The organism is Vagococcus fessus, from assembly GCF_003987565.1.
GTDB classification, from domain to species: Bacteria; Bacillota; Bacilli; order Lactobacillales; family Vagococcaceae; genus Vagococcus_D; species Vagococcus_D fessus.
Window position 1 is genome coordinate 1 of the sequence record NZ_NGJY01000003.1, and the last position, 21700, is coordinate 21700.

Annotated in this window: 16 protein-coding genes and 1 rRNA gene; all 17 read left to right on the plus strand. The window is 34.9% G+C overall.

Annotation, left to right across the window (positions count from 1 at the left end; translation table 11 throughout):
• The first annotated feature begins 4 nt into the window (after positions 1-4).
• The 17 genes from rrf to lacD all read left to right on the plus strand — a co-directional run bounded on the left by rrf (position 5) and on the right by lacD (position 21696).
• Positions 5-120 (plus strand): 5S ribosomal RNA (gene rrf / locus CBF31_RS08250).
• A gap of 144 nt (positions 121-264) precedes the next feature.
• A complete protein-coding gene (rnc, locus tag CBF31_RS08255) occupies positions 265-957 on the plus strand; it encodes a ribonuclease III (RefSeq protein ID WP_126831942.1) in 693 nt (230 codons plus the stop codon).
• A gap of 89 nt (positions 958-1046) precedes the next feature.
• The gene (gene smc, locus CBF31_RS08260) at positions 1047-4631 is read left to right on the plus strand and encodes a chromosome segregation protein SMC (protein ID WP_126831943.1); all 3585 of its coding nucleotides are present in this window, start codon (positions 1047-1049) and stop codon (positions 4629-4631) included.
• A gap of 22 nt (positions 4632-4653) precedes the next feature.
• Positions 4654-5466 carry a Cof-type HAD-IIB family hydrolase gene (locus CBF31_RS08265; protein WP_126831944.1) on the plus strand — a complete coding sequence of 271 codons (813 nt, stop codon included), beginning with the start codon at positions 4654-4656 and terminating at the stop codon, positions 5464-5466.
• 15 nt (positions 5467-5481) lie between these two features.
• The gene (ftsY, locus tag CBF31_RS08270) at positions 5482-6897 is read left to right on the plus strand and encodes a signal recognition particle-docking protein FtsY (RefSeq protein ID WP_126831945.1); all 1416 of its coding nucleotides are present in this window, start codon (positions 5482-5484) and stop codon (positions 6895-6897) included.
• 132 nt (positions 6898-7029) lie between these two features.
• Positions 7030-9312 carry a bifunctional glutamate--cysteine ligase GshA/glutathione synthetase GshB gene (gene gshAB, locus CBF31_RS08275; protein ID WP_126831946.1) on the plus strand — a complete coding sequence of 761 codons (2283 nt, stop codon included), beginning with the start codon at positions 7030-7032 and terminating at the stop codon, positions 9310-9312.
• Between the two features lie 235 nt (positions 9313-9547).
• Entirely contained in the window at positions 9548-12310 is a 2763-nt protein-coding gene (locus tag CBF31_RS08280) for a sigma 54-interacting transcriptional regulator (protein WP_126831947.1), read from the plus strand.
• A 134-nt stretch (positions 12311-12444) separates the two neighbouring features.
• A complete protein-coding gene (locus CBF31_RS08285) occupies positions 12445-13623 on the plus strand; it encodes a glycoside hydrolase family 88 protein (RefSeq protein WP_126831948.1) in 1179 nt (392 codons plus the stop codon).
• 20 nt (positions 13624-13643) lie between these two features.
• Positions 13644-14144 (plus strand): PTS sugar transporter subunit IIB, encoded by a 501-nt coding sequence (locus CBF31_RS08290; protein ID WP_126831949.1) that lies wholly within the window; start codon positions 13644-13646, stop codon positions 14142-14144.
• A gap of 20 nt (positions 14145-14164) precedes the next feature.
• The gene (locus CBF31_RS08295; RefSeq protein ID WP_126831950.1) at positions 14165-14950 is read left to right on the plus strand and encodes a PTS mannose/fructose/sorbose/N-acetylgalactosamine transporter subunit IIC; all 786 of its coding nucleotides are present in this window, start codon (positions 14165-14167) and stop codon (positions 14948-14950) included.
• Positions 14940-15752 carry a PTS system mannose/fructose/sorbose family transporter subunit IID gene (locus CBF31_RS08300; protein WP_126831951.1) on the plus strand — a complete coding sequence of 271 codons (813 nt, stop codon included), beginning with the start codon at positions 14940-14942 and terminating at the stop codon, positions 15750-15752. The genes CBF31_RS08295 and CBF31_RS08300 overlap by 11 nt, the downstream gene beginning before the upstream one ends.
• A gap of 16 nt (positions 15753-15768) precedes the next feature.
• Complete coding sequence (locus CBF31_RS08305) at positions 15769-16215, plus strand: PTS sugar transporter subunit IIA (protein ID WP_126831953.1); 447 nt, start codon at positions 15769-15771, stop codon at positions 16213-16215.
• A gap of 2 nt (positions 16216-16217) precedes the next feature.
• Positions 16218-16487, plus strand: a complete 270-nt coding sequence (gene yajC / locus CBF31_RS08310) for a preprotein translocase subunit YajC (protein WP_126831955.1) — start codon at positions 16218-16220, stop codon at positions 16485-16487.
• Positions 16488-16567: 80 nt separating this feature from the next.
• Positions 16568-18517, plus strand: a complete 1950-nt coding sequence (locus CBF31_RS08315; protein WP_170167913.1) for a heparinase II/III family protein — start codon at positions 16568-16570, stop codon at positions 18515-18517.
• A gap of 119 nt (positions 18518-18636) precedes the next feature.
• The gene (locus tag CBF31_RS08320; RefSeq protein ID WP_126831959.1) at positions 18637-19362 is read left to right on the plus strand and encodes a GntR family transcriptional regulator; all 726 of its coding nucleotides are present in this window, start codon (positions 18637-18639) and stop codon (positions 19360-19362) included.
• 128 nt (positions 19363-19490) lie between these two features.
• Positions 19491-20657: an SIS domain-containing protein gene (locus CBF31_RS08325; RefSeq protein ID WP_126831961.1), complete on the plus strand. Its 1167-nt coding sequence runs from the start codon at positions 19491-19493 to the stop codon at positions 20655-20657.
• 46 nt (positions 20658-20703) lie between these two features.
• Positions 20704-21696, plus strand: coding sequence for a tagatose-bisphosphate aldolase (gene lacD / locus CBF31_RS08330; protein ID WP_126831963.1), 993 nt, complete (start codon positions 20704-20706; stop codon positions 21694-21696).
• Positions 21697-21700: the final 4 nt, after the last annotated feature.

The window sequence follows — 21700 nt, forward strand, 5'->3', positions numbered from 1 at the left end:
AAAGTGTGGTGGCGATGGCAAGAAGGATACACCTGTTCCCATGCCGAACACAGAAGTTAAGCTTCTTAGCGCCGATGGTAGTTGGGGGTTTCCCCCTGTGAGAGTAGGACGTTGCCACGCTTAGATATTACGGTAAAGACACATTTCGATGTGTCTTTTTTTGTTTTATATAAGTATTTAAGTTATTTTGGCTAAATCATTTAAAAAAGTCGGTAAAACCAGTATAATGAAGGAAGTGTAGTAAAAATATAGAGGGTGATGTCAATGACAGAAGAATTGATTAAATTAGTTAAGACGAATTACAATGTAGAATTTAAAAATACAATTCTACTGGAACAAGCTTTTACCCATTCATCTTATGTGAATGAGCATCGTTATTTAGATCTAACAGATAATGAACGTTTGGAGTTTTTAGGAGATGCAGTTTTAGAACTGATTATTTCTGAATATCTATACGGAACATATACTGATTTATCTGAAGGTAAATTAACGAAGATGCGTGCAGCTATTGTCTGTGAAGATAGTTTATCAAAATTTGCTAAAGAGTGTGAATTTGATAAGCATGTACGATTAGGGAAAGGTGAAGAAAATTCTAACGGCCGTAAGCGTCCAGCGTTGCTATGTGATTTATTTGAATCATTTTTAGGCGCATTGTATTTAGACCAAGGACTAGAAGCGGTAGTTAAATTTGTTCATCAAGTTATTATTCCTAAAATAGAATCTGGTGCTTTTTCACATGAGATGGATCATAAAACAGCTTTACAAGAAATTTTACAACGTAATGGAGATGTGGCGATAACTTATACACTGGTTAGTGAAGAAGGCCCTGCCCATGAACGTGAATTTTTTGTTGAGGTAAGTGTTGGTGATAAAGTGATAGGTAAAGGTAAAGGTAAATCGAAAAAAATGGCTGAGCAACAAGCGGCAGCTATTGCAATTAAACAACTACACAAATAAGAGACAGCTACAGCTGGATGAATGAGTCTTTGGCATTTGTTCAGCTGACTTTCTCTTTTTAGAGAGAAAATCTGAGAGGAGGGCCAGTCGTGTATTTAAAAAAGATAGAGATTGCAGGTTTTAAATCATTTGCGGATAGAACAGTTATTGAATTTGATAAAGGTTTAACAGCTGTTGTTGGCCCTAATGGCAGTGGTAAGAGTAATATCACAGAAGCTATTCGTTGGGTTTTAGGAGAGCAATCTGCCAAAAGTTTACGTGGGGGTAAGATGCCAGACGTTATTTTTGCAGGAACGACGAAGCGTAAGCAGTTAAATATTGCAGAAGTGACAGTTGTTTTAGATAATGAAGAAAAATTTTTACCACTTGATTTTAGTGAAGTTAGTGTGACTCGCCGACTGAAACGAACGGGTGAGAGTGAATTTTTTATTAATAAACAACCCTGTCGTTTAAAAGATGTTGTTGAATTATTTATGGATTCTGGTTTAGGGAAAGAATCATTCTCTATTATTTCTCAAGGTAAGGTAGAGGGGATTTTTAATAGTAAGCCAGAAGATCGTCGTGGTATTTTTGAAGAAGCTGCAGGGGTTTTGAAGTATAAACAGCGTAAGACACAAGCAGAACGTAAATTATTTGAAACAGAAGATAATTTGAATCGTGTTCAAGATATTGTCTATGAGTTAGAAGCGCAATTAGAACCGTTAGCGGCTCAAAGTAAGGTAGCTCGAGAATTTGTTGCCTTGAAAGAGGAATTAACAACGTTAGATGTAGGTGTTACGGTTAAGGATATTGAGCAACTAAAGGAAACGTGGAATAAAAAGAGTGAGTTGTTAAAAGAGCTTGAGGCGAGATTAACTGTTATGACACAGTCTGTAGCCGGCTATGAAACGTCTTTAGTTGACTTGAGAGAGCGTCGTGTACATCTGGATGAGCAGTTGGAAACGTATCAACAAAAGTTACTTCGAACATCTGAATTGTATGAACAGGCGGAGGGTCAAAAGAATTTATTTATAGAGCGTCGTGAAAATACGGCTAAAACATCTGCTGATTATGCGGAATCACATGAAAAGCTGACCCAAAAATTAGCACAACTTAAAGAAGAACGTGAAGCCTTAATTGCTGATTTGAAACACCAAGAACAGGATAAAAAGAACGCGATGGAAGAAGTTGAAAAACTAACAGAGCGTGTTGAAATCTATAGTCGTTCTGCTAAGGAGCAGCTAGCTGATTTACGTAGTGATTATGTTGAAGTGATGCAAAAGCAAGCTAATTTGGGGAATGATTTAAAGCATTTGGAGCGTCAGTATGACCAAGAAAGTTCTAAAAATCATTCAGCAGTAAAACGTCATGATGAACTGCACCAATCATTAGCGGCAATTCAAGAGAAGAAAGAGCAAGCTGAGAAAGAATTAGCTGATTTTTGTGAATCTACGAAAGATTTAACGAGTCAATCTGACTCTCATCGCAAAAAAGCATTAGGTAGTAAAGATGAGTTAGTGATTAAAGAAAAGCAAATGTATGATGCGATGGGAACATTGCAACAAGCTAAAGCGCGTTTGAAGAGTTTACAGGAACTTCAAGAAAGTTACGCAGGGTTCTTTGAAGGGGTTCGTTCAGTCTTGAAAGAGAAGTCTGAATTAAAAGGAATTGTTGGGGCTGTAGCAGAATTAGTAACAGTACCTAAGGAGCTAAGCTTGGCAATCGAGACAGCGTTAGGAGCAAGTGCTCAGAATGTGATTGTGGAAGATGAGAAAGCTGCTCGTGGCGCAATTTCATACCTTAAATCAAAACGTTTAGGTCGTGCGACATTTTTACCACTAACGATAATTGAACCAAGACATATTCCGAAAGATAGAATTCAAATGATAGAGGGCATTCCTGGGTATATGGGGATTGCGTCTGATTTGGTTACATTTGATGCCAAAATAAAACCGGTTGTTAAAAGCTTACTTGGTGCGACGATTTTAGCTAAAGATTTAGATAGTGCTAATGCAATCGCGAAACAAACACAGTATCAATACCGTGTCGTGTCACTAGAAGGTGATGTGATGAAACCAGGCGGCTCAATGACGGGTGGTGCGACTAAAAAAGGTGGCAAAGGAAATCTATTTTCTAAAGGTGAAGAGTTACAGAAATTAACAGAACAAGTGTCTTTAATGGAAAGTGAATTAGCCAAGCGCGAAAAATTAGTTCAAGATTTGAAAGAATTAGTTAAGACAAGTGAAGAGCAATTTGAGGTCACTCGTGAAGCGGTAGAATCAAGTCGCTTTAAAGAGCAAGATTTAAAAAATAAAGTGGATATGCTGGTAAAAGAACAACAGCAATTAACACGTGAGTTGCAGTTGTTTGAACATGAAACCGCAGGATTAAATAATTTCTTAGCGAGTTATGAAGAACAAAAAAAACAATTGACAACACAGATTGAAGAGTTAAAAGCAGAGCGTGAACGTTTAGATAAAGAAATGGCAGCGACTGATGAGCGAGAAGAAGTAACGGCTCAAAAACGTGAAGAAGCACTAAAAGAGTTACAACATTATCAGGCGAGAGTAGCGGTTTTAAGTGAACAGTGTGTGCATGTAAAAAATACTTTAACGGATAAAGAGAAGAATGTAGAAGAGGTTGAGTCTGATTTAGCTAAATTGAACCAACAATTAAAACAGTTAACAGCTAACCATTCAACTCATAAAGAAACGCAAGCTGAGATTGAGCAAAAAATGCAGAAATTACATGCTGAGAAGTTAGAGATACAAGAGAAGTTAGTGACTCTTAAAGCGGAACGTGAACAAGTCCAAGCCTCTATTACGGATACAGATGAGCAATTGACAAAAGCTAATAAAGATCACTTATTATTATCAAGTGAGAAGTCTGAAGTTGAGGTCTTGAAAAATAGATCTGAAGTTGGGCTAGATAACGCCCTTCAGAAACTGCAAGAAGAGTATAGTATGAACTATGAAGCGGCTAAAGCACGTTTTGTGTTAGTGGAAGATATAGCAGAAGCTAAGACGTCAATTAAGGAATTAAAACAACGTATCGACCGATTAGGGCCTGTTAATATGGCAGCCATTGAACAGTATGATGTGGTGAATGACCGCTACACATTCTTAATTGAGCAACGCGATGATTTATTAGAAGCCAAAGGGAGTTTATTTGATACAATGAATGAGATGGACCGTGTGGTTCAAGAGAAATTTGAAGAAGTATTCATTGCTATTCGTGATAAATTCCAAGTGGTATTTCCTAATATGTTTGGTGGCGGACATGCTGATTTACAATTAACTAATCCTGATGATTTACTTAATACAGGGATTGAAATTGTGGCGCAACCACCAGGTAAGAAGCTTCAAAGTTTAACTCTATTATCAGGTGGCGAGCGTGCCTTAACGGCGATAGCCTTGCTATTCTCGATTATTCAAGTTAGACCCGTTCCTTTCTGTGTGTTGGATGAGGTCGAAGCAGCGCTTGATGAAGCGAATGTTGCTCGATTTGGACAGTATTTAAGTCACTTTGAAGATGATACTCAGTTTATCGTGATTACTCACCGTAAAGGGACAATGGAAGCTGCAGATGTCTTATATGGTGTGACGATGCAAGAATCGGGTGTGTCAAATATTGTGTCAGTTCGTTTAGAAGATGTGAATGACCGTGGAGATATTAAACCACAAGTCGGAGATTAGGAATTAAAGAGGGGGAGCCAAGATGATAAAATTAATAGCAATTGATTTAGACGGTACCTTATTAAAAGATGATAAAACTATTTCAGATAAAAATCGTGAAACGTTAATGAAGGCAAAAGAACAGGGTGTTAAGGTTGTACTTTGTACAGGCAGACCTTTAAATTCAGTTGTCGGTCATTTAGAAACGTTGAATTTATTAGATGAAGGGGATTATGCTGTGACTTTTAATGGCGGCTTGATCCAGCGTAATGATACGGGAGAGGTTATTGCGAAACAATTGATGACGCAGGATAATCTTGAAGATATCTATGATTTAACTTACGATATGGGTCTACCTCTAGACCTAGTTGTAGGGAGCTCTGTTTTAACTGTTCAACCGCAACCCCAAAATTCTAAGTCGTTATATTATACGTTAAACCCATTACTGACATATGGTGAAATTAATTTAGAAGAATCTAGTAAATTAGACGGTATTAATAAAATGGTTTGTGCAGTAGGGCCGAAGTTAATTGATGAGCATTTACCTAAAATACCTAAGTCCTATCATGAGAAATATAATATTGTCAGATCAGGTGAGTATTTGTTTGAATTTTTACCAAAAACAGTGTCTAAAGGCTTCGGTTTGAAACGTTTAGGGGAGATTCTAGATATCAAGCCAGAGGAAATGATGGGATTAGGTGATGAAGAAAATGATCTATCAATGATTGAATTTGTTGGTTTAGGTGTCGCAATGGAAAATGGTAGTGATGTTGTTAAAAATGTCGCGCAACATATTACGGTAAGCAATGAAGATGACGGCGTAGCAGTTGCTGTCGAAAAATTTGTATTAAACTAGAAGGAGGCGAAATGAATGGGATTTTTTAAGAAGATAAAAAAAGCGTTCGGTGGTAATGTTGATGAACCACAAACACCTGAGATACAGGAAGAGGAAGTCGTAGAAGTTGAAGCAACGGAACCAGAAGCAGCAGAAGAAGTCGTAGAAGTTGAAACGACGGAACCAGAAGCAGCAGAAGAAGTCGTAGAAGTTGAAGCAACGGAACCAGAAGCAGTAGAAGAAGTGGTAGAAGTTGAAGCAACGGAACCGGAACCAGAAGCAGTAGAAGAAGTGGTAGAAGTTGAAACGACGGAACCAGAAGCAGCAGAAGAAGTCGTAGAAGTTGAAGCAACGGAACCAGAAGCAGTAGAAGAAGTCGTAGAAGTTGAAGCGACAGAACCAGAAGCAGTAGAAGAAGTCCTAGAAGTTGAAACGACAGAACCAGAAGCAGCAGAAGAAGTCGTAGAAGTTGAAACGACAGAACCAGAACCAGAGAAAGAAGAAACTTCTGAGTCAGAAGAATCATCTGAAAAGATGGCTAAAGGGCTTAAGAAAACACGCCGTACCTTCTCTCAAGTCTTTAATGAATTATTATCTAATTTCCGTAAAGTAGATGAAGATTTCTTTGAAGAATTAGAAGAAACATTAATAACAGCCGATGTTGGATTTGAAACAGCAATGAGAATTACAGAAGATTTACGTAAAGAAGTGAAGCTTCAAAATGCTAAAAAACAAGAAGATGTTCAACGTGTTATTATTGATAAATTGGTTGAAGTTTATGAGGAACAAGGCCAAGATGAAAATAATGAAATTAACCTACAAAAAGATGAGTTAACAGTCATGTTATTTGTTGGTGTTAACGGTGTTGGGAAAACAACAAGTATTGGTAAATTAGCCAATCAATATCGATTAGAAGGTAAAAAAGTCTTAATGGCTGCCGCAGATACGTTCCGTGCGGGTGCGATTGACCAATTAGTAGTATGGGGCGAACGCGCACAAGTAGAGGTTGTTCGTGGCAATGCTGGTGGTGACCCGGCAGCTGTTGTTTATGATGCGATCGAACAAGCTAAAGCGCAAGAGGCAGATGTTTTACTAGTTGATACTGCAGGACGTTTACAAAATAAAGTAAACTTAATGAATGAGCTAGAAAAAATTAAACGTATTATTCAGCGTGAAATTCCTGATGCGCCTCATGAAGTGTTATTAGTACTTGATGCGACAACAGGACAAAATGCAATGGTTCAAGCTAAACAGTTTAAAGAAGTGACGGATGTAACAGGTTTAGTCTTAACAAAATTAGATGGCACAGCTAAAGGTGGTATTGTGTTAGCGATTCGTAATGAATTGCACTTACCAGTTAAATTAGTTGGTTTAGGTGAAGGGTTAGCAGACTTATATCCATTTAAACCAGAAGAATATGTTCAAGGTTTATTTAAAGGCCTAATGGATTAATCCAAAAGATGGACTCTATTATGAGTTCATCTTTTTTTATTGGCGTTAAATAAGCTCAAATTAAAGCTTTTTTAACGCGAGAATGCTATAATTTAGTTCTGAAAATGAACAAAGAATGAGGTGAAAAGCCCTATGAAAAATATACAGCAATTATTAAGTGAGTTACCAATACGTTCGTTATTTAAAGAATCACGTATTGGAATAGAAAAAGAAAGTCAGCGTGTGACCTTGTCAGGTGAGTTAGCGACGACAGATCATCCTAAAGAGTTTGGTAATAGAGCCTTTCATCCGACGATTCAAACGGATTTTAGTGAAACTCAGGTTGAAATGATTACACCTGTTGCGAATTCAGAACGCGAAGTTTTTGAGCATCTAGCAAGTTTGCATGATGTGGTAAGACGAACATTACCAGAAAATGAAATGCTTTGGCCGTTAAGTATGCCACCAGTTTTACCTGAAAATGATGACGCGATTAAGATTGCCAAATTGGCATCGGATAAAGATGTAGCTTATCGAGAACACTTAGCTAAGACTTATGGAAAGCGTAAGCAGATGGTAAGTGGGATTCATTATAATTTTGAATTTGATTCTGTTTTTTTAAAACAGTTACATGAAAAATCAGACAGTACACAAACGTTCAAAGATTTTAAGACGGATGTGTATTTAAAGGTATCTCGTAATTATTTACGTTACCGTTGGTTTGTGACGTATATGATGGGTGCCGCACCGTTATCTGAGGAAGGCTATTTTACGGGATGTCCGAAAGGTAGACCGAATATGCCTGTTAGAAGTATTCGGAATAGTAATTTTGGCTATACGAATGATGAGTCAGTTTTTGTCTCATATAAATCAATGGATGATTATGCGACGAGCATTCAAAAATTGGTTGAAACTGGCAAAATCTCAGAAGAGAAAGAATTTTATTCTGCCGTTCGTTTACGTGGTGGCAGTTCAGTTGCTGCTATTCAAGAAAAAGGTGTGGGGTACATCGAGATTCGTAATATTGATAACAACCCATTTGCCAATTATGGTATTACAGAAGAGCAGATTAAGTTATTACATTATTTCTTAATGCTAATGCTATGGTTAGATGAGGCACCGATTGACAGTGATGAGTGGTTACGTGAAGGTGAACGTTTAAATAATCAAGTGGCTTTAGAAAATCCTTTGGCTCCAACAAGTCAGATTGAAGAAGGCGAACGTCTACTCATTGCCTGGTTAGAGATGATGGAAAGTATCGAATCATCTGATGATGACATTGGTTTAGTTAAAGAGTTAGGAAGGTTGTTAGCTAATCCTGAAGAAACATTAGCAGGTAAGATGTTAACTGAAATTAAAGCTCAAGAAACGCAAGAAAAATTTGCGATAGAGTTAGGAAATACTTATCAAGCAAGTGCTTGGGAGAAACCTTATCAATTAGCAGGGTTCCGTGATATGGAATTATCAACACAGTTATTGTTATTTGATTGTTTACAAAAAGGGATTTCAGCAGAAATTTTAGACCGTCAAGATCAATTTTTAAAATTGAGTTTTGATGGTAAAGTAGAATACGTTAAAAAAGCGAATATGACAAGTCTTGATACGTATGTTGTGTCACTTATGATGGAAAATAAAACAGTGACCAAAAAAGTTTTAGACCAAGCAGGTTTTAAAGTGCCAGCGGGTAAAGAGTTTACAACTAAAGAAGATGCAATTGCTAGTTATGCTTATTTTATTGACCGTGGGATTGTTGTTAAGCCTAAGTCAACGAATTATGGTTTAGGAATTTCAATCTTTAAAGAGGGCGCAAGCTTAGAAGACTATTCTGAAGCGATTGATATTGCGTTTAAAGAGGATACTGAGGTATTAGTTGAGGAATTCTTACCAGGAACAGAGTACCGTTTTTTTGTTATTGGTGATAAGACAGAGGCGATTATGCTTCGTGTACCGGCAAATGTTAAGGGAGACGGAGTTTCGACTATTGCTCAACTCGTTGAGGTGAAAAATCAAGATAGCTTACGTGGAACGAAACACCGTACACCGTTACAATTAATTGAGTTAGGACCGATTGAAAAGCTAATGCTTAAAGAACAAGGACTAACTGTAGAGAGCGTACTAGAGAAGGATCAAGTGGTTTACTTGAGAGAAAATTCTAATGTAAGTACGGGTGGCGATTCTATTGATATGACAGATGAGATGCCAGAGTATTATAAAGAGGTTGCCGCTAAGGCAGTTCAAGCATTAGGTGCGACAATAAGTGGAATTGATTTAATCATTCCAGATGTTGATGCTGAGGTAACGCCAGATAATCCTGGATATGGTATTATTGAAGCTAATTTTAACCCGGCAATGCATATGCATGCTTTCCCATTTGCTGGGAAAGGACGTCGTTTGACTCTTAAAGTGTTAGAGCGATTGTTCAACGGTATTTCTTAATAGGAAATTCTGTTTCCTTATTAATATGTATAGTTTTTGGACAACTAACTACGTTTATATAAATTTATATAGAATAAAAAAACACTGTAAGTGCAATAAATATTGTAATTACGGTGTTTTTTGTATATTCTTTTAGGAACAACTACTTGATTTTGTTAGCGTTTTTCTATATCATTCAAGGTAATCATTGAAAATAACAAACATTAAATTTCTTAAATGGATAAGGGTGAGTATTATGAAGAAAAATGATTATCTTGATTATTTAATAAATGAGGGTAGAAAAGCTGAAGCATTCACCTCTGAAAATTATAAATTTGCAACAACTCAGACTATAGCGGCTATATCTGACCAAAAAGTAACATTGGTTAATCATTACCTCAATAGTTTATTTAAAGAAAAAAAATTAGTTAAAATTAATACAAAACCTGTTTTTTATTTACCGGTGAGTTTACTTAAGGAGTTGTTTGGTAAGTATCCTGATAGAGATATTTTTTCTAGTTTTAAGGAAGTAGAAAAAGAATGTAAAAGTAATAGTTTAGACCAATTAATCGGAGCTAAGAGAAGTTTATCTGAAGTGTTAAGGCAATGTAAGGTAGCTTTGAAATATCCGACTAATGGTTTACCTCTACTATTAACAGGTGATACAGGGACTGGAAAAACATTTCTGGTGAAACAATTATATGATTATGCTAAAAAAGAAAGTATTTTACCTGAAGAGGCACCATTAGAAATATTTAACTGTGCTGAATATGCCGATAATCCAGAATTATTATCTTCGAAACTGTTTGGTTATAAGCAAGGAAGTTTCACTGGAGCTTATGAAGATAGAAAAGGAATCATTGATGCTAGTGATGGGGGGATTTTATTCATAGATGAAGTTCACAGGCTATCATCAGAGAGTCAAGAAAAGTTATTTTACTTTATAGATGAAGGTAAATATAAGCCTATAGGAGAAAATAAAGAGTGGTCAGAAGCTAAAGTTCGTTTAGTTTTTGCCACAACTGAAGAGATTGATGACTTTTTACTTGAAACATTTATTAGACGTATTCCAATTGTAACAAAAGTACCATCTTTAGATGCCAGAGGGTATCAAGAGAAGAAGGAATTCTTATTGTACTTTTTAAAAAATGAATGTAAGAGTACTAATCGCCCTATCTTTATAAGTAACGAGTTATTTCATTTTTTAGTAAGATATTCTTATACTGGAAATGTGGGAGAGATGAAAAACTTAGTCAAATCATTAGTAGGAAATGCATTTATTAATTTAGAGAATGATAATGATCCGATAGATATTAATGTAAGTTACTTACCTAAATCTATGAAAAATGATGCTATAAAATATGTTGATATGTTTAGTGAAGAACGAATAGAGGTATACCCTGATGGAACTATCAATGATCCGGATCATAATAAAACACGAAATCTGTTCCTTAAGATGAATGAAAAAATTGTAACTTATAATGAACAGCTCTTGAATGGAAAATACACAGGTTCAGAGTATGTCAATAAATGTTTCGATAAATTAGAACAATTGATTACACGTCATAAAAGTCAAAATTTAATTGATCCCAAAGTTCATACTTCTGTTAAAGATACAATGTCTTATATTAGTACAACGATGTTTGAAAAAAATCAAATTGAATTTAGCCATGAAGCCCAACAGCTTATTGGAGATTATTTAGAATTAGTTATCTCTGTTAATAAGTATGATGATGTCACAACTTCAGAAGTGGTTGAGATACTATCTATACTTGAAGAAGAGCTTTCTGTACCATCGAGTCATGCTAAGTTACTAAAAGAATTATTGTGTCAGTTGTTACCTTATTTATCAGATCGGTTAAGCGGATTTGATAGTTTGATGTTTACGATTATTGTGACATATTATTATAATGCTTTTTCTATAGATAAAATTCAAGGTGTTATTATTTGTCACGGTCCTACAACAGCAAGTAGTTTGTCTCAAACCGCTAATAAAATGATTGGTGAACGTGTTTTTCATGGTATTGATATGGATTTGGATGTATCATTTAATGAAATTACAGCTAAGTTAAAACGTTATTTATCCTTACATGAAACACGTAATGGAACTGTGATACTAATAGATATTGGTCATACAGAGGATTTGAGATTGGCTATTCAAGATAGGGTAGAGGGGCCTTTTGCAGTTATTGATAATGTCTCTACAAAACTCGCTTTAGATGTTGGTTTTAAAATTATAAATAAAGAAAATATCTCACAATTAGCGTTAAAAGCCTCTGAGAGTCATTATTCAGAGTGTTCAGTGTTTGAACCAGAGGTACCTAAAGAGAAAGCTTTAATTATTTCATGTCAAACGGGAATTGGAACTGCGAATAAATTAAAAGATATTTTTGAGGAAAACTTGCCCAAGTCTGCTAATATTCAATTAGTTGTGACAGACTTTAAACATTTGACAACAATGAAAACTAATACAACATTCTTTGCTAGATATGAGGTTCTTGGAAGTATTGGAACGACAGATCCTAAAATACAAGATGTTCAGTTCTTAGGATTGGATGATATTATGAGTGAAGAAGGAATTAATCATTTATCTCGGATGTTTGATGAGTATCTAACAGCAGGTGAGATTCATAATTTGAATAATGGTTTAATGAAGACCTTATCTCTTGAGAATTTGGTAACGATGTTGAGTATCTTAAATCCAGAAAAAACAATTCAACTGATTACCGAAATGATGGAATTATGGGAAGAGGAATTCCAATTAAGTATTCCAAATAACTTAAGAACAGCTTTATATATTCATATTAGTTGTATGATTGAGCGTGTTATTACTCGTACGTATGTTGAAAATCATTCAACAGATTTGAGTGAATTTTCTAAAGAGCATGAGTATTTTATTAAAGTAATAAAAGATGGACTAGCTAAATTTGAATCTATTTATCATGCTGAAGTAGATTTAGGAGAGATTGCTTATTTACATCAATTGTTTAGTTTAAATCTAAATAACTTCCAATATTAGTCTCTTACATCCAATAAAAGTGAAAATACATCTAAAAATTAAAAAATAAAGCCTATATTATAGGCTTTATTTTTTTTGGCACGCTATTTGCTTATATATAAAGTGTAAAAAGGAAATGAAGGAGAGACTCACAAATGAAAATTGAGAAATTAGAGAATAGTCATCGTTTTTATCAACAAGGACTAATCACTCGTGATGAAATTGAAAAGGCTATGAAACAAGCTTTAGAATTAGTTGATCATAATATGATTAAGTTTGGCGAACGTTTTCCGTGGCCAGCGACTAAACAAGGCGAATATGTCTTAATGGATAATACAGAATGGACAAACGGTTTTTGGACAGGAATGGTTTGGTTAGCCTATGACGTCACTAGAGATGAAAAATACCGTATTCTTGGTGAAAAACATGTTGATAGCTTCCTACACCGTATTGAAAATAAAATAGAAGTAGACCATCATGACTTAGGTTTCTTATATATTCCATCTTGTGTTAGCGCATACAAATTAACAGGGAATCAAAATGCTAGAAAAGCTGCTTTATTAGCAGCAGATCAATTAGCAAGTCGTTACCAAGAAAAAGGTGGATTTATCCAAGCGTGGGGCGAATTAGGGGCAGAAGATAACTATCGTTTAATCGTAGATTGCTTATTGAACATCCCACTATTATATTGGGCTGCTGAAGAAACTGGCGATTCAAGTTATGTGGATATGGCAAATACGCATTATAAATCAACAGTGGAAACAGCGTTTAGAGAAGATGCGTCAACTTTCCATACTTATTACTTTGACCCTAAAACAGGTGAACCTGTTAAAGGAATGACACGTCAAGGCTATGCAGATGACTCAAGTTGGGCGCGAGGTCAAGCGTGGGCAATTTACGGGACAGCGTTACAATATTATGCGAATAAAGATGAATCAATCTTCCCTGATTTTAAAGCGGTAACAAATTACTTCTTAAATCGTCTACCAGAAGATAATGTTCCTTTCTGGGATTTAATCTTTACAGATGGTGATTTACAATCTCGTGATTCATCATCATCAGCGATTGCTGTTTGTGGAATGCACGAAATGTTGAAATATTTACCTGAAACAGATCCAGAAAGACAAGTTTATCAACAAAGTATGCACACAATGATGCGTGCAATGATGACAAACTATACTTATAAAGATTTGAATACAGAAAATGCATTATTAAGACATGGTGTTTACTCATGGCATTCTGGTAAAGGTGTTGATGAAGGCAATATCTGGGGCGATTACTTCTATTTAGAAGCATTAGTTAGATTTTATAAAGACTGGGAATTATACTGGTAAAAAGAAAAGGGGAAATTAAAATGACAGAACCAAATATTAAAATGGTAAGAATTGATGAGCGTTTAATTCACGGACAAGGACAATTATGGATTAACTCTTTAGGAGCCAACTTAGTTATCGTTGCCAATGATGAAGTGTCAACAAACTCAATTCAACAAACGTTGATGAAGTCACTTATTAATAAAAAGATTGGGATGCGTTTCTTTAACATCGAAGAAACATGCGAAAAAATTCATAAAGCATCACCGAAACAATCTATATTCTTAGTATGTAAAGATCCAAAAGATGTTTTACGTTTAGTTGAAGGTGGCGTTCCAATTAAAGAATTAAACGTTGGAAATATTCATTTTGCAGAAGGCAAAACAAAGTTATCTAACTACATTTCAGTAGGTGAAGAAGATATTGTGGCACTTAAAGCATTAAAAAATAATCATGGGGTTGTATTTAATACTAAGACAACACCACTTGGCGGAGACGCTGGTGTTGAATTAGATTTAAATGAATATATCGCAAAAAATTAATTGAATAGGAGGAGTTATCAATGGATGCAACATTGACACAGGGTATTTTAGTTGGTTTGTTCGCAGCTTTCTGTTTAACAGGACAAATCATGGGGACTTACACTAACAGAGCTATTTTCTTATCATTTGGTGTGGGACTAATTTTAGGAGATGTTCAAACAGGTTTAATTATGGGGGCAACAGCAGAACTTGCTTTCATGGGATTTGGTGTTGGAGCGGGTGGTACAGTACCGCCGAACCCAATCGGACCTGGTATTGTAGGGACTATTATGGCGATTGCACTTAAAGATCAAGGCATGACACCTGAAAAAGCATTAGCATTATCTCTACCATTCGCGGTTATGATTCAATTTATGATTACATTTATTTACTCATTAAATGCAGGGTCATTAACACAAGCGAAAAAAGCGTTACTTGAAGGAAATTATAAAAAATTCAAATTGTCATCAAATTTAACAGCTATTTTATTTGCAATTTTTGGTTTCGTAGTGGGGTTAGTAGCGACATTAAGTATTGATCTATTACGTAGCTTTGTTGAGATTATTCCACAATGGTTAATGAATGGTTTATCAGTTGCCGGTGGATTATTACCAGCAATCGGTTTTGCAATGATTTTAAATGTTATGGTTAAAAAAGAATACATTCCAGCATTAATTTTAGGTTATGTATGTATTTCATATTTAGCTATGCCAGTTATAGGTTTAGCGTTTGTAGGAGCAATTTTAGCATTTAACAACTTCTACAATGGCGGTAACGGTTCAAGCGAAGAAGAAGAAGGCGAGGAGGTTTTTGAAGATGGAATCTAGACAACCAGTATTACAGCCAAAGGATTATGCTGTTGCAAGCTTACGTTCATATCTTTTACAAAACGGATTTAACTATGGTAACTACCAAGGAACAGGTTACGCAAACTCAATTTTTCCAGCTTTGAAAAAAATCTACAAAGATGATGAGCAAAAATTACGTGAAGTAACTGCAGGGAACTTAGAGTTTTATAACACTAACCCTCAATTAGTTCCTTTTATTACAAGTATGCAATTAGCTATGTATGATAATGGTCAAAGTGAAGAGGATACTCGTGCGATTAAATTTGCTTTAATGGGACCATTATCTGGTATTGGTGATTCATTATCACAATTTGGATTAGCTCCTCTATTTTCAACAATTGGTGCAGGGATGGCAATGGACGGTTTAATAGCGGGTCCGATCTTCTTTATCGTAGCAATGTTCGGTATTACATTCGGTATTAGAATGTTAATGGGTTACTTAGGTTACAAATTAGGTACAAGCGTTATCGATACATTAAGTGAAAAAATGGCATCAATCGTTACAATTGCAACAACAATCGGTGTTACCGTAATCTCTGGGTTGGCTGTATCCTTTGTTAAAGTTAATTTAGCCTTGGAATACTCAACTACAGTAGAGGGTGAACAACAAGTTGTCGCTTTACAAACAGTATTTGATAAAATAGCACCAAATATGTTACCAGTCTTGGTTACTGGCGGAATTTATGTTTTAATTAGAAAGTACAAATGGTCAACATATAAATTGATCCTTTTACTAATCGTTGCCGGAGTTGCGTTATCAGCTCTAGGAATCTTAAAATAATAGGTAGGTATGAATTATGTTTAATATATGTGTAGTTGGACATGGCAATTATCCTGATGGCATGGTTTCAGCGTTAAAATTATTATCAGGAACAGATGAGAATATTACAAAATTTAATTTGAATCAGGAATTAACACATGCTGATTATGAGACACAATTAAATGAGTATTTAGATAACTATGATGAAGTTATCGTATTTGCAGATATGACTGGTGGGGCACCTCATCAAATTGCCAGTCGCCTAATTATGGAAAAAGGCAAACGTACGCAATATATTATTTCAAGTGCCCCACTTAATTTATTACTAGAAATCGTTATGAAAATTAATCTTCAAGTATTAAATAAAGACAATGTTGAAGCTGAATTGCAAAGAAGTTTAGTTGAAGCGAAAGAAGTAATGTTATTATTACCAGAAACTGAAACCTTTGAAGAGGTTGATGAAGAGGAAGAAGAAGGTATCTAATTATGAAAGATTATTTGCTAATTGCGTTTATTATCTTAATGGTATTGCTGTACTTAGTTGCGATCCCATTAGCAAAGAAAAAGGCTGCTAAGAAACAACAAGAAACGATACAAGCTTTTCAAAATGAGTTGAAAAAAGGCGATACTGTTATGATGGCAGCTGGTATTATTGGGGTCATTAAAGCAATAAATCCTGAGACCATTTCGTTAGAAATTGCTAATCAAACAGTGATTGAGATTGATAAAATGTCAGTGGTTGGCAAAATTAAATAATTAGGTAACTGAGAAAGGGTATGGGATATTTTTATCCTATACCCTTTTTTTATAAGAAAACAGTTGAGGAGGATGTTCAAATGAAGCAAGCTGAATTTATAAAAATGATACACAAAAATAACTTTGCTAAGACAGCTGAGGCAATTGAAAATGCGGACCATCTTTTAGAAAATAATTTTGTATTTACACATCCTTATGATATGGAACCTTACCATAAAATTATTAATATGAAAAAAATCGATTGGCTATATACACCTAATGAAGATGAAGAGTGGATTTTTATGCTAAATCGTCAAGAGTACTTGATTGATTTATTAACAGCCTATTATGTGACAGATAAAGATAAGTACTTACTTAAGGCAAAGGACTTAATGTTGGAATGGTTGGTTAATTGTGCAGAGCCTGGTGGCTTGGCATGGCGTACAATTGATACAGGTATTCGCGTACTGTATTGGTCTGTTTTGTATACAGAATTAAAACAATCAGAATTTTTGAAACCTGAAGAAAAGAAACAATTAGATGATGGACTTAAAATGCAAGTTAATTATTTAGATGAGCACTATATAACGAAATATGATTTAAGTAATTGGGGAGTTTTAATTAGTAGTGGGATTGTAGTGCTTGCGAATCAGCATCCAGAACTGGTATCTATCGAGAGTTATGAACGAAATGAAGCACGCTTAGTTAAACAATGCCAACTTCAAGTTCAAAATTCAGGATTACACTGGGAACAGTCGCCACTTTACTTTATGGAAGTTTGGCGTCAACTTTCTCTAGTCATGTTAAGTTATAAAGAAGTTTTAAATGAGTGCCCGACAGTTATAACGGAGACAGTTAACCGAATGCTTGAAGTCGCGCCTTATTTTGTAAAACCAAATGGTTATATCTTACAACAAGGGGACACTGATTTAATAAAAATAGACGATATGATTCAAACATTTAGTTTGATTTTAGATAAAGAGCTCCCAACACGACATATCGAAAGAGTATGTCTGGATTTATTAGTATTAACTTTTGACTCGGTAAAGACTAAATTTAAAGTACTAGATATTCAGAAGCGGTTAGGCGAGTTGCAAACAAGTAAGAAGCAAAAGCAATGTATTGATTATGAAACAGGGAATTTTTTCTATCACAAAGATTGGGAAGCAGACTCAAGTTTTCTTCATATTTTTAATGGTGTTATCAGTAGTGGACATGGCCATGCTTCTTTAGGGCATTTTGATTATATGGTAAGTGGGGAAGATGTAATGATTGACCCAGGACGGTACACTTATTGTGAAACTCCAGAGAGACTATTATTAAAAGAAGCGAAATCTCATAATGTTCTTGTTATCAATGAAGAGCCGTTTACAGAAATCAAGGATTCTTGGGCATTTAAAAAATCAACCACACCACTTTCTAGTGTTAGTTCTACATACAATGATGTGACAACTACACAAATTAGCTATTTAGAAGAACAGTCAACGGGTAATAAATTAGTGACTCGAACTTTTATCTGGTTTCAAAAAGAGGAATTATTAATCGTCACGGATCATATAAAAGCTTCCGGACATAATAAAGTAGAGCAATTTTTAAATTTAGGCGAAACGATTACGCCGGAAATTTCTGAGAAGATAGTAGTGTTTCGTGGAGATAAAACAACCCTATACACTCATCAAAATTATCAACAAATAAGTAAGGAGGAGTCATTATGGTCACCTACGTATAATAAAATGTCAGAAACAACTCGGCTGAAAATGTCTAGTGAATTTGATGGCTCATTTTTTGGTTATACCGTTTATAGCCTAAATAATCAGACCGCTGCTACGTTAGCTAAAGTTGAACAATCTGCTAATGCAGGGGGTGTTTCTATTGATAAATGTGTGGGAATAAAAGTAACGATAGGCGATAATGAAAAAATAATTAGTTTACAACATCAAGATACATTTTCTGGTCATAAGCTTTATTATGTTGAAAATGAAGCGGTGTATGGTAAGGTCACGTTAGTTAACATTGAAAATGGAGTGAGGGATTACCAAAGACTGCTGTAAAAAATAAAGGAAGTTATTATTCAAACGTCTAACTCAAATTGACAAACAAAACTAAAGCTTATACTATAAGGGATAGAAATCAAAGAGATGTATGAGAGAGCAAGCAAGGAGAGTTCCTGATGATTAATAAAAACAGTGCAATTCCATTGTACGACCAACTTGTAAATTTGTTGGTTAAAGAGATTGAAGAGAAGTTGCAACCTAATGATAAAATGTTATCTGAGCGGGAGATTTGTCAAGTTTATGATGTGAGCAGAACAACAGTCCGATTAGCTCTTACGGAGTTGGAAAATATGGGGTACATCTATAAACAACCAGGTAAGGGAAGCTTTGTTGCAAGTTTGAATCGAGATAAGCAAAACTTGATGGATTATTATAGTTTTACTGAACAAATGAAACAGCAAGGGAAAGAACCGCAGACTAAGATAATAGATTTCCAAAAAGTGTATGTAAATGAATATATTTGTGGGAAATTAAATGTCGGTCCGACTGATTTAGTATATAAGCTAAAGCGATTAAGATTAGCGGATGGTTTTCCGATGATGGTAGAGTATACGTATATTCCAGTTAGTGATTTTCCAGAATTAACGTTAGATAAATTAAATGAAAAACCGTTATACAATGTCTTTAATGAAGATTACCATAAGATTATTAAACTTGCAGAAGAAGAATTTTCTGCAAGTTTAGTAACAGAAAAAGAAGCAGCAATGTTAGATGTTCCTATTCAGTCCGCTTGTTTGAAATTAAAACGAGTGGCATATGATAGAACAAATAAAGTGGTAGAATTTACGATTAGTACAGCAAGAAGTGATCAGTTTAATTATAAAGTAAAGCACTTTAGATAAGCTTAATGTATCTTTTTTTTACAAAGCAATTGACAACTATTGTAAAAGGGGATATATTAAACATATAGCAACTGGTCATTACCAGTAAGTACCAGTTAGAAGTTTCGAAAATAGAAAGGGGTTTTATTATGTATCATTTATCAGATGAAGAATTAACGAAAAAAGGTGCAATTATTACAACTCGTGAAATCCAACAACAACCTAGATTGTGGCAAGAAGCTTTTGATCTTTATACAGAACGTAAAGAAGCAATCGAAAGTTTTTTAACAACTATAAAAACTAAACATTCAAATATACGCGTTATATTTACAGGAGCAGGAACTTCTGCTTATGTGGGTGATACTGTTATCGCTTACTTAAAGAGTAAAGTAGATGAAAAACAATTTGATTTACAAAGCGTCCCAACAACAGGTATCGTATCAAATCCTTATGAGTTCTATAATCCAGAAATACCAACTTTATTAGTTTCATTCGCACGAAGCGGAAATAGTCCTGAAAGTGTTGCAGCTGTTCAATTGGGACAACAATTAATTCCAGATTTTTATCAACTAACAATTACATGTGCGGCTGAAGGAAAGTTAGCAATCAACTCTAAAGGTGATGATAAAAACTTGTTATTATTAATGCCTGAAGATTCTAACGATAAAGGATTTGCAATGACTGGAAGTTATAGCTGTATGGCATTAACTACTTTATTAGTATTTGATTCAGCTGATTTTGAACAAAAGAAATCATATGTAGAGATGATGAGTCAATTAGGAAACGAAGTTGTTGCTAATGAAACTCAAATTCAATCATTAGTAGATTTAGACTTTAACCGTGTTGTCTACTTAGGTTCAGGGAGCTTAGCTGGTTTGACTAGAGAAGCACAATTGAAAATATTAGAATTAACAGCTGGTAAAATCGCAACAATCTTTGATTCATCTATGGGATTCCGTCATGGTCCGAAATCATTTGTTGATGAGAAAACAATTATTTTTGGTTTTGTTTCAAATAATGAGTACACACGTCAGTATGATTTAGATATTTTAGAAGAAGTTGCTGCAGATGAAATTGCTGAAAAAGTATGTGCAATTACTGTTAAACGTGATACAACATTTAGCCAAGATAAATACGAATTTACAACTGGTGAGACATTACCTGATGCATACTTAGCATTACCATATGTTATGTTTGCTCAAACTGTTTCAGTTATGGCGTCATTAAAAGTAGGAAATACACCGGATACACCATCACCAACAGGAACAGTTAATCGTGTTGTTCAAGGTGTTAAAATTCATTCATATTCAAACTAATACTTAATTCTAAAAAAACTAATTTACTTAAAAGAGGAGATTTACTATGAAAATCACAGAAAATAAATACAAAGCTATGGAAAAATTATCTACTAAAGATGGTATTATCGGAGCATTAGCAATCGACCAACGTGGAGCTCTTAAAAAAATGTTAGCAGCAGGTAACTTCCAAGGAGATGTGGATACAACAATTGTTGAATTCAAAAAATTAGTTTCTGAAGAATTAACACCATATGCGTCATCAATTTTATTAGATCCTGAATATGGTTTACCAGCAGCAGGTGTTCGTGACGATGAAGCAGGTTTATTATTAGCTTATGAACAAACAGGATATGATGCAACAGAACCAGGTCGTTTCCCGGATTTAATTACAAATATGTCAGCTCGTCGTATTAAAGAAGCAGGAGCAGATGCTGTTAAATTCCTACTTTACTATGATATTGATGAGTCAGCTGAAATCAATGATCGTAAGCATGCCTTCATTGAACGTTTAGGTTCAGAGTGTGTGGCTGAAGATATTCCATTCTACTTAGAATTAGTATCATATGATGCAACTATCTCAGATGCGACTAGCCCTGAATATGCTAAAGTTAAACCTCATAAAGTAAACGATATGATGAAAGAATTTTCTAAAGATAAATATCATGTTGAAGTATTAAAAATGGAAGTACCAGTAAACATGAACTATGTAGAAGGCTTTGCTGAAAATCCAGCGGATGTTATTTATACAAGAGAAGAAGCTCTTGCTTACTTCAAAGAACAAAGTGAAGCAACTCACTTACCATTTATTTTCTTAAGTGCAGGTGTTAGTGCTAAATTATTCCAAGATACATTAGTATTTGCTCATGAAGCAGGTTCAACATTTAATGGTGTACTATGTGGACGTGCAACTTGGAAAGGTGGGGTTGAAGTATTCGCAACTGAAGGCGAAGCGGCAACTCGCGAATGGTTAAAAACTGAAGGACGTCAAAATATTGAAGAGTTAAATGCAGTTATTAATAAAACAGCACAACCTTGGACAACTAAATTAACAAAATAATAGG

Coding starts and splice junctions, on each gene's coding strand:
- rnc (WP_126831942.1), top strand. CDS start 265: ATGACAGAAGAATTGATTAAATTAGTTAAGACGAATTACAATGTAGAA.
- CBF31_RS08265 (WP_126831944.1), top strand. CDS start 4,654: ATGATAAAATTAATAGCAATTGATTTAGACGGTACCTTATTAAAAGAT.
- ftsY (WP_126831945.1), top strand. CDS start 5,482: ATGGGATTTTTTAAGAAGATAAAAAAAGCGTTCGGTGGTAATGTTGAT.
- gshAB (WP_126831946.1), top strand. CDS start 7,030: ATGAAAAATATACAGCAATTATTAAGTGAGTTACCAATACGTTCGTTA.
- CBF31_RS08280 (WP_126831947.1), top strand. CDS start 9,548: ATGAAGAAAAATGATTATCTTGATTATTTAATAAATGAGGGTAGAAAA.
- CBF31_RS08285 (WP_126831948.1), top strand. CDS start 12,445: ATGAAAATTGAGAAATTAGAGAATAGTCATCGTTTTTATCAACAAGGA.
- CBF31_RS08290 (WP_126831949.1), top strand. CDS start 13,644: ATGACAGAACCAAATATTAAAATGGTAAGAATTGATGAGCGTTTAATT.
- CBF31_RS08295 (WP_126831950.1), top strand. CDS start 14,165: ATGGATGCAACATTGACACAGGGTATTTTAGTTGGTTTGTTCGCAGCT.
- CBF31_RS08300 (WP_126831951.1), top strand. CDS start 14,940: ATGGAATCTAGACAACCAGTATTACAGCCAAAGGATTATGCTGTTGCA.
- CBF31_RS08305 (WP_126831953.1), top strand. CDS start 15,769: ATGTTTAATATATGTGTAGTTGGACATGGCAATTATCCTGATGGCATG.
- yajC (WP_126831955.1), top strand. CDS start 16,218: ATGAAAGATTATTTGCTAATTGCGTTTATTATCTTAATGGTATTGCTG.
- CBF31_RS08315 (WP_170167913.1), top strand. CDS start 16,568: ATGAAGCAAGCTGAATTTATAAAAATGATACACAAAAATAACTTTGCT.
- CBF31_RS08320 (WP_126831959.1), top strand. CDS start 18,637: ATGATTAATAAAAACAGTGCAATTCCATTGTACGACCAACTTGTAAAT.
- CBF31_RS08325 (WP_126831961.1), top strand. CDS start 19,491: ATGTATCATTTATCAGATGAAGAATTAACGAAAAAAGGTGCAATTATT.
- lacD (WP_126831963.1), top strand. CDS start 20,704: ATGAAAATCACAGAAAATAAATACAAAGCTATGGAAAAATTATCTACT.